18 protein-coding genes and 1 pseudogene are annotated in these 16,096 nt (G+C 35.6%); 18 read left to right on the top strand and 1 reads right to left on the bottom strand.

All coding sequences use genetic code 11. From position 1 onward, the window contains the following. From A3KS_RS24330 to A3KS_RS0118655, 5 genes are all read left to right on the top strand, one after another. Positions 1 to 120, top strand: a 120-nt coding sequence (locus tag A3KS_RS24330; RefSeq protein WP_156913379.1) for a GHKL domain-containing protein, incomplete at its 5' end; no start/stop codon positions are given. Positions 121 to 227: 107 nt separating this feature from the next. Continuing rightward, positions 228 to 428 (top strand): cyclic lactone autoinducer peptide, encoded by a 201-nt coding sequence (locus tag A3KS_RS24175; RefSeq protein WP_084505080.1) that lies wholly within the window; start codon positions 228 to 230, stop codon positions 426 to 428. Between the two features lie 8 nt (positions 429 to 436). Then, a complete protein-coding gene (locus tag A3KS_RS0118645; protein WP_035356814.1) occupies positions 437 to 988 on the top strand; it encodes an accessory gene regulator B family protein in 552 nt (183 codons plus the stop codon). 335 nt (positions 989 to 1,323) lie between these two features. Continuing rightward, a complete protein-coding gene (locus tag A3KS_RS0118650) occupies positions 1,324 to 1,713 on the top strand; it encodes a hypothetical protein (RefSeq protein ID WP_026396183.1) in 390 nt (129 codons plus the stop codon). Then, positions 1,713 to 2,417: a hypothetical protein gene (locus A3KS_RS0118655; RefSeq protein WP_026396184.1), complete on the top strand. Its 705-nt coding sequence runs from the start codon at positions 1,713 to 1,715 to the stop codon at positions 2,415 to 2,417. Before A3KS_RS0118650 ends, A3KS_RS0118655 begins: the two co-directional genes overlap by 1 nt. A gap of 114 nt (positions 2,418 to 2,531) precedes the next feature. Here A3KS_RS0118655 and A3KS_RS24180 read toward each other — a convergent pair whose 3' ends face one another. Then, complete coding sequence (locus A3KS_RS24180) at positions 2,532 to 2,657, bottom strand: hypothetical protein (protein ID WP_278247329.1); 126 nt, start codon at positions 2,655 to 2,657, stop codon at positions 2,532 to 2,534. A 413-nt stretch (positions 2,658 to 3,070) separates the two neighbouring features. On the opposite strand from A3KS_RS24180, the gene A3KS_RS0118670 reads away from it, so the two are divergent. The 13 genes and pseudogenes from A3KS_RS0118670 to A3KS_RS24345 form a co-directional block, all read left to right on the top strand. Next, complete coding sequence (locus A3KS_RS0118670) at positions 3,071 to 3,796, top strand: LytR/AlgR family response regulator transcription factor (RefSeq protein ID WP_026396185.1); 726 nt, start codon at positions 3,071 to 3,073, stop codon at positions 3,794 to 3,796. A 953-nt stretch (positions 3,797 to 4,749) separates the two neighbouring features. Continuing rightward, positions 4,750 to 5,073: an ATP-binding protein gene (locus A3KS_RS24335; RefSeq protein ID WP_423219254.1), complete on the top strand. Its 324-nt coding sequence runs from the start codon at positions 4,750 to 4,752 to the stop codon at positions 5,071 to 5,073. A gap of 856 nt (positions 5,074 to 5,929) precedes the next feature. Then, entirely contained in the window at positions 5,930 to 6,388 is a 459-nt protein-coding gene (locus A3KS_RS0118680) for a hypothetical protein (RefSeq protein ID WP_026396187.1), read from the top strand. 33 nt (positions 6,389 to 6,421) lie between these two features. After that, the gene (locus tag A3KS_RS0118685) at positions 6,422 to 6,991 is read left to right on the top strand and encodes a DUF3267 domain-containing protein (RefSeq protein WP_026396188.1); all 570 of its coding nucleotides are present in this window, start codon (positions 6,422 to 6,424) and stop codon (positions 6,989 to 6,991) included. An 895-nt stretch (positions 6,992 to 7,886) separates the two neighbouring features. Further along, positions 7,887 to 9,578, top strand: coding sequence for a hypothetical protein (locus A3KS_RS0118695; RefSeq protein ID WP_169727723.1), 1,692 nt, complete (start codon positions 7,887 to 7,889; stop codon positions 9,576 to 9,578). A gap of 6 nt (positions 9,579 to 9,584) precedes the next feature. Next, positions 9,585 to 10,337, top strand: coding sequence for an ABC transporter ATP-binding protein (locus A3KS_RS0118700; RefSeq protein WP_026396191.1), 753 nt, complete (start codon positions 9,585 to 9,587; stop codon positions 10,335 to 10,337). Positions 10,338 to 10,434: 97 nt separating this feature from the next. Continuing rightward, entirely contained in the window at positions 10,435 to 10,860 is a 426-nt protein-coding gene (locus A3KS_RS0118705; RefSeq protein WP_026396192.1) for a hypothetical protein, read from the top strand. Between the two features lie 699 nt (positions 10,861 to 11,559). Next, positions 11,560 to 12,111: a hypothetical protein gene (locus A3KS_RS0118720; protein ID WP_026396194.1), complete on the top strand. Its 552-nt coding sequence runs from the start codon at positions 11,560 to 11,562 to the stop codon at positions 12,109 to 12,111. Positions 12,112 to 12,329: 218 nt separating this feature from the next. Beyond that, the gene (locus A3KS_RS0118725) at positions 12,330 to 12,722 is read left to right on the top strand and encodes a hypothetical protein (protein WP_169727724.1); all 393 of its coding nucleotides are present in this window, start codon (positions 12,330 to 12,332) and stop codon (positions 12,720 to 12,722) included. Further along, on the top strand, positions 12,719 to 13,150 hold the full coding sequence (locus A3KS_RS0118730; protein WP_026396196.1) for a hypothetical protein: 432 nt from the start codon (positions 12,719 to 12,721) through the stop codon (positions 13,148 to 13,150). Before A3KS_RS0118725 ends, A3KS_RS0118730 begins: the two co-directional genes overlap by 4 nt. A 60-nt stretch (positions 13,151 to 13,210) precedes the next feature. Continuing rightward, positions 13,211 to 13,660, top strand: coding sequence for a hypothetical protein (locus A3KS_RS0118735; protein WP_026396197.1), 450 nt, complete (start codon positions 13,211 to 13,213; stop codon positions 13,658 to 13,660). 151 nt (positions 13,661 to 13,811) lie between these two features. Beyond that, entirely contained in the window at positions 13,812 to 15,032 is a 1,221-nt protein-coding gene (locus tag A3KS_RS0118745; protein ID WP_026396198.1) for an exonuclease SbcCD subunit D, read from the top strand. Further along, positions 15,029 to 15,844, top strand: a pseudogene (locus tag A3KS_RS24345) (AAA family ATPase); the annotation flags it as partial. The gene A3KS_RS0118745 and the pseudogene A3KS_RS24345, both read left to right, overlap by 4 nt. Positions 15,845 to 16,096: the final 252 nt, after the last annotated feature.

Below are 16,096 nucleotides of genomic sequence, written 5' to 3' on the forward strand. Positions count from 1 at the left end.
CCAAGCCAACATGGTTTAGGCCTGGAAAATGTGAAAAGTGTTTTACAAAAATATAATGGTTCGATGGGTATTACCCAACAGAGTAATATCTTTTCGGTTTCCCTGCTGTTGTTTGTATAAAGCCTTGTTGCGAGCATTCTTATATTAAGATTGCTCGTTTTTATTTGAATAAAAAAATATTAGTTCACTACAAAAAAATATATTAATTTCAACATAATCTGGCACAAATGAAAATATATGGTAGATTTAGGCTAATAAAAGATAAAAAAGGGGGATATGCTTTGAAAAATCTATCATTAAGGTGTTATCGGGTTATTGCAGCTATGGCGATAATGGTAACAACGTTAAACATAAACACGGCCTGCGTGTTCTTTTTCTATCAGCCTAAACTGCCGGAGGGTGCAGAAAAACTCAAAAAGTTCAAGTGAGAAGTGCAATGACGGAGAGAATCACAGATATCCTTATTAGCAATGAAATCATCATAGCAGAGAACAGAAATTTATATACCTATGGTTTACAGCAAGGACTGTTGATGATCCTCAATATTGCTACGTTTATGGGGATCGGGATTGTGTTAAATATGGTTTGTGAAAGTATTATTTTCCTCTTAACATTTATTCCACTTCGTTCCAACGCCGGTGGTTACCATGCAAAAACACAACTAAGATGCTATTTGTATTCAGTCGTAATGATTACAGTCACTTTGATGGGTATTAAGATTATCCCCTGGACGGGGATTATTTGTATCGCACTGACACTTGTTGCGGGAATGATCATCTTTTTCCTTGCGCCAGTAGAGGCTGTAAATAAACCGTTAGGTCAAGTCGAAAAAGCTGTGTATAAAAAAAGAACACGTTTCACTTTGGTTTTGTTTGTGTTTTTGGTTTTGCTATTTTGTTATATTGGTCAATTAGTGATTTCGATTTGTATACTGATGGGACTTGTAGTGGTTAGTATTGTGGTTGTGTTGGGAAGAGTATCGAAATGATAAAGAAGAACAAAATTATTTAGGTTTGTTTTGTTGTTTCCACAGATAATTATCTGTGAAATAGCCGATAGAGAGGAGTTGTTTCGTTTAAATAAGATTTTCAGAATTTTCGTCTTCAATTGATTTCAGTATGGGTTTTCAACTAATGAGTGGTGTTATAAGTGCATTGCATCATTTTAGAGGAGCTAAATTCATTACAAAAGGCATGTAATGAATATACTTGAGCGGTTGTTTTTGGTTAGAGAATGAGTTCAAAAGTTTAATGGATCGATATAAGTTGCTAATTAATGGGAATATTAAAATAAGGGCGTAGAAAAGGCTTGGAGGAAAAATAATTGCCAGATTACAAATCAATTATAAAAATTGCCATAACACCTTGTCTTATTTTAGGATTTGTTATCTTGAGGAATAATTTTATAGAATATCAGGCAGCTAATCTTCAAATAGGATTATTGTGGTATAGAGTTTTGTTTGACTTATTTCTTTACATTTCAACAGGAATCTTACTTGCGAGTTTATATGAAACCTATAGAAAAATTCGTTTGCTAAGAATAACAAAGGTTATTTTGTTATGTAATATTTTAATGTTGATTCTGTTTTATGGTGTGAGTTATTTTGGTTTTCTGTATTTTACTAGTATTAAGGAGTTTTTTGCCTTCAATTTTATTTTGATGGGATACTACGTTTTTTTAGTGAGTCATAATTTTCAAAAAGGAGAAAGTTAATGAAAATTTTTTTTAAAAAGGTTAGTGTTGTTTTATTATTAGCTATTTGCATCTGCTCTACGCCTGTTTTGGGACAAGAACGTGTAGAAAAGGAGAAGTTTTTAGATGAAAGTAAAATAAAAATTCAGTTAGCGGAAGCTATATCACTAGGGGAAGAAGCTGTCGCAATTGGTCGATTAGAAAATCAGGAAACAGGTTTAGCTTATGACATGGAAATCTATGCATTGCCATTTGACGAAAACCGAGAATACACATCGTCTGACAAAGCGGAATCGATTTGTTATATAGCTTCGACAGATTATATGACGGTTGATGAAAGTACAATACCAGATACAATGCTTCGTGGTGGCGAAAATGATTCTATGTGGGATTCTACTGGTTCAGCCAATTTTACATTAGGATATGATTTCGACAGAAATTCAAGTGGATATATTCAGTTAACTTATATTTGGGGGAATTCATATTTTACTTCTGGTGTTGGGCTTGCAAGTAGTCAGGTAGGTTGTGCACAACAAAGTGCATATACTGGAGTTAATGAAACTAGAATTTGGAATGTAGGATCTTCATTTGGGAATCACACTGGTTTTAGCGGTTGGGTCCCAGATTCAACTGCTACCGCACTTTTTGGAACTAACTGGAACGCTACACTTAGTCGAGGGGGCAGCACCTGGGGCTTTTCGCTTCCCGTTTATAGATATCTATAAAATTTGGATTGCCGGATACATATATAACAAAAGGTACGAAGTCTTCTGTGAATCTACCAAGTTCCAGATAAAAATTGGTAGCGAATTTTGAAGATGAAGCTATGTCATACACTGTCATTGTTTTTTTCTGATGTATCCTGCTAGAATAGTATTGCCATCTTTGATCGGTTTTTCTTTTAAGAATTCTTCAATCAAAGCCCTTTTTTGTTTCTTCTCAGGACTTTCATCTCTTCTTCCCATAAAATACCTCCAAACTGATTTTATTCTACATCAGTTTGGAGGTTTACACAAATATTGAAGCGAGCTCCAATTAAGGGGTAGATGGCGTTTGGCGGTCTCCTTGCCAAAGCCGAACAGGTGGGGCTGATGCGTCATATGATTAAAAACTGGTACAGCTCGATTTCGGAGTTGATGACCGCTGTGGATGCCATCAACAAATAATGACTTAAAATTAACAGCATCAATGATGGTGCTGGAACTTAAAAATCAAACTGAACGTTTTTGGAGACGCTATCGTATTAACGGTAGCGTTTTTTTATTGTGGACTAAGAAATAAATACATCTTTAGCGGATTAAATAGGGACATTAAACTGGACAGTTGTTTTATTATCATGTAAAATGATTTTATAAACCATAAAGAGAAGGTGCCCAGAATGTTTAGTATCGCAATCTGTGATGATCAGCGTGGAATCTGTGCGGAAATTGAAAGTATTATTTTAGAATATAAAAAATCGACCCGGCAGGAAATGCAAATAGAAGTGTTTTATTCGGCTGAAAAACTCGGTATTTATATGGAACATGAACATAGTTTTGATTTAATCTTTCTGGACATTGAAATGGAGGGCTTGAATGGTCTTGATCTGGGTCGCAAAATTCGCGAAGAAATGGATAACCAGGTCACCCAGATTGTCTATGTTTCGGGTAAAGATAGCTACTTTAAAGATTTGTTTGAGGTTCGACCAATGCATTTTCTGTCAAAACCGGTGGAGCCGGATAAGGTAATCAAAGACGTTGAACTGGCCATGAAATTAGCAAACCGTTTAGGCGGCGTTTTCAGCTACAAAAAAGGATCGGAGACACATAAACTTCCCATCAAAAACATTATCTATTTTCAGAGTGTNAACCGAGAAATCAAAATTGTGACCACAACCGGGGTAGAATTATTTTATGGTAAACTCCATGAGGTGTTTCGTCAAGTAGCCAAATACCGGTTTATTACCGCCATTCACAAATCCTATATTATCAATTTTGAACAAGTAGCCAATTTTAAGTATGAAGAGGTTCAGATGACGAATTCGGCCTGTCTGCCAATTAGTCAGTTAAAACGGAAAGAAGTCAGAGGACTTCAGATAAAATACGAAAGCGAGAGGTTTCTTTAATGGCGTTAAGCACCTATGAGATGGTATATCTGTTAACCAATATTTTTGGAACCTATATCGTTTATAAATTTATGCATATTTTCTTTGAGACCAAAGAAGTCAATCATAAGGTAGAGTTCTTATCTTATGCGGGATATTACATATTTATTGTGCTGGTATATTTGACTATTAATATACCAGTTGTTACGATGATCGGTAATATTTTTGCTTTTTTAGTCCTGTCATTTAACTATAAGGTAGGAATTAAAAAACGGCTTCTATCAGTATTTTTGATTTATTTGATTGTAATGTGTGTCGAACTGATTGTTGGATTGCTTTCAGGATATTTTAATTTTCCTTTGATGACCATTAACAATTATTCCTCAGAATATGGACTGATTATAGTTCAAATCATATTGTATTTTGTCGTTCGAGTTTTCAATAATTACAAAAATATCAGACTAGGAGAAACAATCCCGCTTGCCAATTGGATTGCAATTATTTTGATCCCGATTTCATCCTTATATATCATTCTATCCTTATTTCAAGCAACGGGTCTGTCCTGGAAGCAAGTTCTAATCGGAGTGGTATTGATACTACTTGTCAATTTCACAATTTTTTATTTATATGATGTCATATCAGCTTNCATGGTCGATAAAATGGATAAGGTCTTGCTTAGCCAGCAAAATAAATACTATCAAAAACAATTTGAATTAATGGAGTCATCCTTAAAAACAACGAAAGCAATGCGGCATGATCTGCGAAATCATTTATCGGCTATCTATTCATTGGTTGAAAAGGGGGAAAGTGAAGCTGCCTTAAAACATCTATCAAGGATGACTGATATTTATGATGATAAGAAACAATACGCATGCACCGAAAACATTGATATTGACAGTATTTTGAATTTTAAAATTCAGGAAGCAGAGCATCAAAACATAAAAATAGTGCTTGATCTGAGTATTCCAGAAAAAATGAGTATTCTTTCATTTGATTTAGCGATAATTTTAGGGAATTTACTGGATAACGCTATTGAGGCTGTTTCTGAGTTGAAAAAAGAAAGAGAAATAAAAACAAAAATAAATTATGACAAAGGGCGTTTAATTGTTCTGGTGGAGAATCCTTATCAGGGTGAACGTGTAAAAGTCGGGAATCGTTATCTAACAACAAATAAAGAGCCAAGCCAACATGGTTTAGGCCTGGAAAATGTGAAAAGTGTTTTACAAAAATATAATGGTTCGATGGGTATTACCCAACAGAGTAATATCTTTTCAGTTTCCTTGCTGTTGTTTGTATAGAGCCTTGTTGCGAGCATTCTTTTATTAAGATTGCTCGTTTTTTATTTGAATAAAAATAAGAAAACCTTAGTTCACTACAAAAAAATATATTAATTTCAACATAATCTGGCATAAGTGAAAATGTGTGGTAGATTTAGGCTAGAGAAATATAAAAAAAGTGAGTATTGTGTCCTCTTGACTGTGTTCATAACTGTATTAATCATATTCCAAGGTAAAGCATGAAAAAAAATTAAAAAGCCATAAGGTCAGATTGCTTATTCTTGCAACGGCAATTTCTTTGCTTGCAGGGGTATTCACAATAAAAGAGGGAAACGTTGAACATGTTTTGTATTTTGATTTCCTGGTGCTTTCATTACGCTGCATAGGCATATTTCCGAATTTCCTGCTGGTGTGTGAATTAATCCATTGCAGTTCGTAGCAAATGTAGGTGTAATCTGGCTAATTCTGTTTTATTTGCCTAAGATATTTCGCAAGTTGGTGTTGATGGTACGAAAAAAGAAAGATGACGTTTGATACTAACGATAGATTGTTTTTTTGAAAAAGTGAAAAACAGACGCTTTGCGTGGAATAATAAAAAAACCTGAGCAATTTATTAGCTAACATGTATCGTACACATTTATGTTCAATTATGACAAAGAGCGCTGTATTATTCAGGGGGAAAACCCTTTTATGGGAAGTGTTTAAAAGTTGGGGATCGATATCTCACAACACGCAAAGAGAAAGCGTACATGGTCTACGCCTAGAGAACGGAAGAAAGTTTTAGAAAAATATGACGGGTCGATGGAGATTGAAGATGCGGGAAATGTTTTTTCGATTCAGCACCTGAGGTTCATATAAAATGAGTTAGAGGTATGTAATGTCTCAAGATAAGAACAAGGAAGTATTTAATTGCGATAAAATTTCCCAAAAGTATTCAAAACTTTTTAGAAATCCGAAATATGAAGTTTATGATTTAGAAAAATTTGTACTTTTAATTGAAATAAAAGTTGTACATAATGAAGAGTTAAAACCCAAAATATTTGATCCATTAGAAACTATCTTGTACATAGTGATGGTTTTTATTATTGCATCTACAGTTTTACTATTATGTAGTCAAGACGCATTTTTTTGTGTTTTAGTGATGGCTGTGTTTACTTATATCGCTTTATTTTTTATGGTAAATATTTTAAGAACTAAGTCAATTAATCAAATGACAGAATATTCAAAGGCTAAAAAAAAGTACTTAATCATAAAGAAATGCATTGAAAATGAAATTGTGAGACGCAAAGACAATGATATGAAAAATACTTATGAAGATATGGTAGATTTAATTTAGTCGTTAGTAAAAAAATTCAAAGGAGCCAGTAACATGAGATTCTTAATAGAAAAATTTCCCGAAAATAATGATTTTGATCCTGAGAATGAGGGTTATCATGCCATTAATGAGCCGAGCTTTTTAAAACGTTGCTTGATGACTATTCCGGTTATTCTCATTTCCATGTTTATCATTGGACTAATGTTAAAGATCCGGTTAGGAGCGGATTATCATTTGAATATGACAAACAGTTGGCGAGACGTTTTTTTGTTCGTAGTTTTGATCCCAATTCATGAAATGCTGCATGTAATACTTTATCCGGATCGGATTTTGTTTACAGAATTTATTGGTGGTTATAAAGGGTCGATTTATCGATCATTTTTTGGAGATATAAAAAAGGAAAGGCTGTTATTACTGCTGATATTTCCGGTCATTATTTTAACGGTTATACCCGTTCTATTTTTAATGATCTCAAATATAAATTATCCACTTTTGTCAAAAATTGCCCTGATGAATATGGTACTATCGAGTATGGATGTCCTATCGTTTTATGGAATTTTGACCAAAATTCCGGCGAATGCAAAAATTCGAAATAAAGAAACGCGCTCATACTGGAAATTTTAATAGCGGAGGTGCTTGAAAATGAAAAAACAATATTATCTTGATTTAGGACTATTAATCATTATCCTGGGATTATCTGTTTACTTATTGTTTAGAGTTGAGAATCTCGTGTATACCATAATTTTGATTGGCTTTGCCATTATATTTTACTATATCAATTTGAAATTTAGAATCATCTTTAAATATCCGTATGAAGGGAAGCTAAGTATTGGCAATTATTTGGGGTATTTTGAAATTCTGTTAGGAAAGTTGTTGTACATCATTGGCCTATTAAATCTAACAATTACGAATTCTGATAAGCAGCATAATTTTATCATCTACGGTTTTATTCCTGTTATCTGGTATCTATCGATGTTCCGCAATACGGCTTATATCTGTAATAATAACTTAATCTACAATTTTTCAAGGGTTATTGATATCCAGGACATTGATCGGTACGAGATGAAGAAAAAAACGTTGGATACATATTCTCTAGTTGTCCATATGAAAAACAAAGAAGTGCTGAAGCTGGGTCTGAATGATTTTAATTATCATAAATTTCAATTGCAATTGAATAACTGAATGATAAAGAAATTTCAAAAAAGAAAGGTCATTATTGTGCGGATATTAAAAAAATCTACCCATAGCTGGTGATAGCATTAGAGATGGGTTATATTAGTATCATCTTAAAAGTGAAAAATCTGATAAAATATGGATCTTATGATTCAAACTTTAATTCCCCCTCTTTTGAACATGTCATATTTAGACTAATGGAGAAATCATGCTGTTAAAAATATTACTTAAGAATTTTCGCAGTAGTCTAAAAGACTATTTGCTATTTTTCATTCATCAGAGCCTCATGGTCGTTATTTTTTTTGTGATGACATTCTTTTTCCGAATTGCCTTCAAGGTGAGCGAGATGGATGATGTTAGCTCCCTCGCTTCTTTTATTTATACTGCCGTTGTAATTGTCGTAATCATTACACTGGTATCAACCAATATGAATTTGCGAAATTATTTAATGATTCGAAATAAAGATTATGATTTTTTAGCGATCTTAGGTATCCGTCCGCAAATGCTATATTTACTCTTATGCGTTGAATTTGCAATGGGAAGTCTACTGGCAATTCTGGTTGGACTTCTGGGCGGAAGCTTTTGTGTGCTGGGAATTGCTGATTTACTCGGTAAGTCAGGCTTTCAAAATGATATTTTAATGGTCTCAATTTGGAATTATCTTAATAGCAGTTTCATATTTATTGTGATAGTCGGGATCTGCATGATCGTAAATTGCAGATGTTTTAGTCGCCCAGGCAAAAAAACAAACTCTGAAAGTGCGATGGAATGGGAATCATACAAGGCTTATGATTTGCCCTTCTTATTAATCGGAGGTCTGCTTGTAATTGGGATTCTGGTTAACTTGTGGTTTTATTACAGTGTGCTTAATAGCCTCATTTCGATGATGCTTTTGGTAGGGAGTGCTTGTCTAATTGTTTTTTCAGGTAGTCGGTTTATTTTCAAAAAAATGAGAAAAAATAAAAAATGGTATTATCAAAATTTGTTAACCAGTAATCGCATGATGTATCAATTTAATAAGAATAAAAAACTCTTGTTTACAATATTTAGTCTAAATTTTCTGATATTCTATTTAATGGGGAGCATCACCGCCTCATATGGAACCTTAATCAACGCTGAAGATCAAGAAAGTTATCCTTACGATGCTGTTGCGATATCAGAACTTAAGATGGATGAGAATAGAATTAATCAATCAGGGATAACAGCGTTTGAGACGATCCCGATTCTGCCAGTGTATGACTCAAATGACAATAGAGAGCCTCATTATTGGGGGATATCGCTTAATAGCTATTTCAAATTAACGGGTAAAGAGGAAGCACTGGGTGGAAATGAGATTATTTTAATATCGCAGCAAGAGGGCGTTCAAAATAATGCGACAACTGTAATGAAACGAGCCTTAACGATGGCGGGGAGTAGCAGCAATTATCAGATCCAGAAGTATTTTCAAGAAATAATCTTCGGCAAAATATCAAATAAGAATTTAAACAACATCATTGTTTTTAGTGATGAAGAATTTCAACAGCAATATTCTGATGCCAATAATGAAATGACACTCTTTCTCGGGAAAATATCTATGAATTTTGACAAAACGGCATTTGATCAGAGTAATTTGTTAGTGACGGTGTACAAACAAGATATGTTGCAACAAATTAAAAATGAAAATCAAATAATGTTCCTCATTTTTATCTTATTAGGTTTGATCATGATGATTCAATTGGGAAGTTCGCTTTATTTTCGCTTTTTTACCGATAGAAATCAGTTTTTAGCGGATGCAAGATTTCTGAAACAGCTTGGTATGACCGACAAAGGAATAAAAAAAATATATACTAAAGAGACCGCTATGCTGATATTTTTACCGATTGTGACTTCTTTTTTATGGAGTGGGTTTTTCTTTTGTGCTGAAATGAAATTTCAAAATGTCGCTTTTTTAGAAAACAGTGGTTTATTTATGGCCTTTGGCATCAGCTATTTTCTGATTGAATTGGCATTTTATAAAATATTAGAAAGGCAGCTTGTTTCGCATGTGAGTTATGGTTGAGAAAAAATGGATATTTTGCAAATATGCAGTCTGAAAAAAAAGTACCGGAAAAAAATATCAAAAGGGACAGTGGTCGAAACAGTGGCAATTGATGATCTTAACTTTAAGATTGAAAGCGGTTCATTTATTAGTATTATGGGAAAATCGGGTTGTGGAAAAACAACGTTGTTAAAATTAATTGGTGGTCTCGATACGCCAACAGAAGGCGAAATACTATACAAGGGCAAGCCATTGACGAAATTAAGTCATGATCAGCTGGCTCAGTATCGCCGTGAACAAATTGGATTTGTTTTTCAGGACTATAATTTGATGGATAGTCTGACAATAAAAGAAAATATAATGCTGCCAATGTTATTGGACAATAAAAAGCTGAAAGAAATTGAAGAAAGTGTGATGTATTATGCCCAGCGCTTTGGGATCAGAAAGCACTTAAATAAATACCCAGGGGAATTATCAGGAGGAGAACAGCAACGAGCCTCTATTTGTCGCGCCTTATCAAATAACCCGAAATTGATTTTAGCTGATGAACCAACCGGAAATTTGGACTCGCAATCATCAAAAGAAGTGGTGAGGTGTCTAAAAGAAATGAATCAGGAATTGCGAAAAACGGTAATTTTGGTTACCCATGATCCCTATATCGCCAGCTTTGCGGATGAGGTAATTTTATTAAAAGATGGTATGATTGAAAAAAGACTTGTTAATCACATGGAAAAAGATAAATTCTTTAAAATTCTGATTGAACACCTTAACGCATTTTAAGTGATTGCTTTGTGATGCTTTTAGTTTATGTACCAATCCTATAGACTACTACATGCCGAAAACAGATAATCAAAGTTTAGAAAAGGGGGAGCTTGTCTTGAACTCATTGAAAAAAATCAAACCATTAAAACCATATTTGATCATAATTATTCTTGTCATTTACATCGAAGTTGTTGGTAATGGAAAGCTTATAACGTCTGAAAACCAACTATTTTTTTATGCGGGGATCATTAGACCCATTGTGGGTTCATTAGTCGGTGTTTTTTTGTATATATTCAATTTAGATGATTTAAGATTGACTTTGAAAATTAATGTACATTATTTAATTATTGCGCTATTCTTAATCTTGATTTATTATTCTCGTTATATCTCAATGCTTGGTTTTTATGTAAACATTTCTATTCCAATGCCGTATTTATTAGTTAACTCACCGGTTATATTATATGTCTTTCCAGTAGTAGCAGGCTATTATTTGTCAAAAGGATTTATTTCAACTAAAAATAATAGCGATGTGAGTAACTGAAACCTTAAAATTGACGCAGTAAACTTGGAGCTGTAAGGAGGATGTTAAAAATATGAAAAGAAGATGTTGCAGGTTAGTTTAATAAGTAGTTACCTGTGTTTTTTTGTAGTGATGGATTTTTGGGTCATAGCCATCCAGAATAGCTTTAATGTGATGGAACCGATGAGTTATGGTTTTTATTTTAGTCGCTATTGGGTGATGATAATAAGTGAGGGATGTTAATGGGCGAAAAATGGAAACAAATACGGCGTATTAGTATGAAAATATTAGTCGCATTTGGAATTGTGATAATTATAATAATACAAGTAACCGAACGAAATAATTTAATTGAATGGAGAGAACCGATTACATTCACATTTAGGATTTATTTAGTTTCGGTATTCATTTATATTATATTTCTCAATGCAATTCCACTAATTTGGAATTATTTTAAAAAATAAAGCATGGTTAGGGGGTGTCAAAAACACCCAGTTTAAGCAGCTGGTACTCCGGCAGCGAAAAGGCCGCGTCTCTAAATTCCGCTATCAGTCGGGTGGCATCATCAAGCACCTTTTGCAGAAGACTGGTGATGTCTTCGCTTTTGCGATGATAGATGGTGAGATTGAGGTATTCTTAACGTATTTTGAGTGGATATTCTGTGATGCTTTTAGTACCAAGTTAGGAAATAATTTTAAATTTAGAGCGACAAGTGAGGAAAGTATGAAGAAAGAGTATTATGTAGACTTGGGATTATTGATTATATTGATGATCACAACTCTTTTTACAATAACACAGATCGATAATAATTCATATATAATAATGTTTATCGTATTTTTGGTGCTATCGGCTTATGTTAATTTTAAATTCAGAATCGTCCTCAAATATCCCTATGAAGGCAAATCAAGTTATTTTGAGAAAATGACGTTCTTATTAATGGAACTCGGAAAAATATCATACTTTATCAGCATAACAGATATTGTATATGTGAATCCGGATTTAGATTATTATCATGACTTTACGGTATATGGTAAATTAGCATTTATCATATATTTATTGCTCTTCAAAGCAACTTCATATGTGTCTGATGATAAATTAATCTATCATTTTTCAAAAATGGTGGATATAAAAGATATCAAAGCCTATGAGGTGAGAGAAAAATCCTTTAACATTTATTATTTATCGCTTCATTTAGAAAATGGTGACGTGCTCAAACTCAGGCTCAGTGATTACAACTATCAAAAATTACAGAAATTTCAATTTGAGATTGAGTGACGCAGGATTACGAGCTAGCGATTAAATTATTTCTAAACCTTAAAGTTAACGAAGTAAAATTGGATCTGTAAGGAGAATGGTGAAAACATGAAAAGAAAGTACTATATCGATTTAACCTTTTCTACAAAATGTTATACGAATAGCACAGGCATTTTTGCCATATCATGTGGATTCGTGCTTGATCTTATTGGATCTGGAAGTAGAAAGAGGAACTGAAATTGTCACATTACAAATCAATGATAAAAATTGCCATAACGCCCTGTCTTATTTTAGGCCTTGTTATTTTTAGGGACTATTTTATAAGATATCAGGCAGCTAACCTGCAATTTGATTTATTATGGTATCGCGTTTTGTTTGACTTATTTCTTTACATTTCAACAGGAATATTGCTGGCCGGCTTGTACGAGCGCTTTAAGAAAATTCGGGCGCTGAGAATGACAAAGGTTGTTTTGTCAGGTAATATTTTAATGTTGATGCTGTTTTGCGGAGTAAGTTATTTTGGCGTTCTATATTTTGCCAGCATCAAAGAATTTTTTGTTTTTGATTTTATTTTGATGGGCTATTACGCTTATTTATTGATTGATAGTTTAAGAAAAGAGGACTTGACATGAATAAAAAGATGATAAAAGTTGGTTTAATGATCGGCTACCTGTGTTTTTTTGTAGTGATGGATTTTTGGGTCATATCCATCCAGAACAGCTTTAATCCGCTGGAACTGAGGAGCGATATTTTTCATTACAGTCGTTTTTGGGGGATGATGCTGATTAATTATTTAAAATGGTTTATGCTTGGCTTTCTGCTGCATTCTATAAGTAAGAGCGAAAAGCTTAGATTTAAAGTTGACCTCATTTATCTTGCTATTGCACTTATATGTGCAGCGATATATTTTATGATAAATTTTTGCATCCTTGTTCCGTTACCAGTGATTTATAGCGGAAAATTTATGACGCAATTAATTTGTCTCATGCCGATTTTGTCTGGATTCTTTATGTTTGAGAGTTTGTTTTCAGGTAGGCCGTCTGCAAACACCGACCAATAAATTATAATTATGGATAGCTGAAAAATAGTGAAGAGTTTTCATAGAAAGGAAGCGGTTGTTTTGCGAATTATAGAAAAGATTTATCCGTATCTGGTTATACCGTCAGTGATGATCTACATAGGAATTATTGAAAAGGTGAAATTTATAGCAAAGAATAGTCCGATAGATTCAAACTTTAATTCAACCTTGCCATTTTTTATCAGTGATGTTTTTTTCCTTATGGCTATTACGCTGCCTCTGATTAGCATGATGTTTGGAATGGTGTTAGAATTATTGACCAGAAAACCAGTAGCACTTAAAATTAAGATAAACGGACAGTTTCTGATTATAGCATTTATCGTTGGCTTTTTATATTATATGCCTTACACACCGGCAGCTATTCTTTTTTCGTATATAAATTTTAACTCGGCTTTGATTACAAATGCGCCAGCTTTCTATCTCATTCCGACCCTAGCTGGATTTTATTTGACAAAAGGCTTGCTTTCCGCAAAAGAAAGTGAAAATGACTAAATTTGATTAATGATCATAGGCTTTAGGAGAACAATGGTGATAGAAGTACACAATACCCCCGCTCTGGCATTTGCCGGAGCTTTTTTTAGTCTATACAAAAAAAAGCGGCTGTGGGATAATAAACAAAACGGATACGAGTGAGGACACCCAAATGAGAATATTACATACCGCCGATTGGCATTTAGGCAAAAATATTGAAGGTCATAGCCGGATGGATGAGCAGGCTTGCTTTCTGGCGGACTTTGTTAAAATAGTCAAAGATGAAAAAATAGATCTGCTGATCATCGCCGGGGATATTTATGACAGCTATAATCCACCGGCCCGCGCCGAAGAGTTGTTTTATGAGACCCTAAAGCAATTATCCGATGGCGGGAAACGACTGATTCTGGTGATCGCCGGCAATCACGACAATCCACAGCGTCTTGAAGCGCCGGGACCGCTGGCCCGGGATCATGGCATTCTGATGGCCGGAGTACCCAAAACGATCATCCCCACTGGGGACTATGGCCAACATCGGGTGGTGGCAGCGGGGGAAGGCTATGTGGAACTGGAGATCAATGGAGAACGAGCCGTGATTTTGCTGTTACCTTATCCCAGCGAAAAACGGCTTAATGAGGTTTTATATGATCTGACCACTGCCGAAGACGAAAATCAAAAGTCGTACAGTGATCGGATTCATAGCTATTTTTCGCAACTGGAGTCTCATTTCAGGGACGATACCATCAATCTGGTTACCACCCATCTCTTTGCTATGGGCAGCGAGGAAGCCGGCTCAGAGCGGACCATTCAGCTGGGCGGCACCTATATTGTTGATGGTCAGTGTTTTCCCGAAAAAGCCCATTACATTGCCCTGGGACACATTCATAAACCCCAGGTGATTCCCGGCACCAATGGCCGGGGACGATATGCCGGTTCGCCAATTCATTTTAACCGACGGGAAATCGCCTACGGGAAAAAATGCATGATGGCTGAAATTATCGTTGCCGATGGTGTGACCGTTAAAAATGAGATCCGCGAAATTGATCTGAAAGTATACAAGCCCATTGAGGTCTGGAAATGCGAAAATGTCGATGACGCCATCGCCCGATGCGAGGCGAATGGGGAGCGATCCTGCTGGGTTTATCTGGAAGTGGAGACTGATCACTATATCCGGGAAGATGAAATCAAAAAAATGAAGGCCCATAAAGATGATATTCTGGAGGTGATTCCCCGGCTGACTACTCTGGAAACTGAGGCCAGTTTGGAAGCCTTAACGGAGAAATCCTTTGGCGATGTGTTCAAAGAATTTTACCGCCGGGAACGGGGCACCGAAGCCGATGATGAGGTTCTGGAACTGCTACTTTCACTGGTTGTTGAGGAGGACAAACAATGAGACCGATCCGATTAAAAATAAAAGGCATTAACAGCTTTCAGGAAGAACAGCTCATTGATTTTGAAGCCCTGACCCAGGCGGGTATTTTTGGCATATTCGGGCCCACCGGCAGCGGTAAATCCACCATTTTGGATGGCATTACTCTGGCGCTTTATGGCAAGCTATCCCGCAACAGTTCCAATTACATCAATGTCAATGAAGAAAAGGCCAGTGTCGTGTATGAATTTATCATCACCGGCGCGGAGGAAAAAACCTATCAGGTCAGCCGTGAGTTTAAACGCAATAAGAACGAGGGCATCAATCAAGGAAAATGTCAACTGCTGGAACTACGCCCCGAAGGGGCCTTAGTGCTGGCGGATAAAACTACCGAGGTGACCAATGCCTGTGAGGAAATCATTGGCCTGGGTCTCACTGATTTTACCCGGACGGTGGTGCTGCCCCAGGGCAAATTCAGTGATTTCCTAAAGCTGGAGGGAAAGCCCCGCCGGGATATGCTGGAGCGGCTTTTTAATCTGTCCAAATATGGGGATGATCTCTCCAATCGGCTTAAATCGGAGCGGATCAATGAGGTTGAAAAACTCAACCAGATCGTCGGGAGCATGAACACCTATGAAGGGATCACTCCGGAAGCACTGGCAGAAAAGCAGGGCAGCTATACCCAAAACCATCAGCAGCTTAATGAAAACCGGGAGCGCTTTGAAAAGCTGAGCGCTGAACGGACAGAAGCCACGGTTTTAATGGGTTTGCTCACGGAGCAGCAGAACACCAAAGATGAAGTTCGAAACATTGAAATAAGGCAAACCGAAATCACCGCTAAAGAACAGCAGGTGGTGCTGGGGAAAAAAGCCCTGGAAGTACGACCGTTTCTGGAAGCCTTTGAAACCCTGAAAAATCAGGTCGAAACAAGCCAGAATAGTCTGATTGGCAGTGAAGAAAAGTTGGCACAACTGCTTGGTGAAAAAGAAACTTGCGAGAAAAACTTTAAGCAGACCGATGACTATAAAAATGAGAATCTTTTTAAATTTCAGAGCAAGCTGGAGAAGGTAGCGGATGCCATTCTCTGG

Source organism: Acetobacterium malicum subsp. dehalogenans DSM 11527 (assembly GCF_000472665.1).
Taxonomy (GTDB): domain Bacteria; phylum Bacillota; class Clostridia; order Eubacteriales; family Eubacteriaceae; genus Acetobacterium; species Acetobacterium malicum.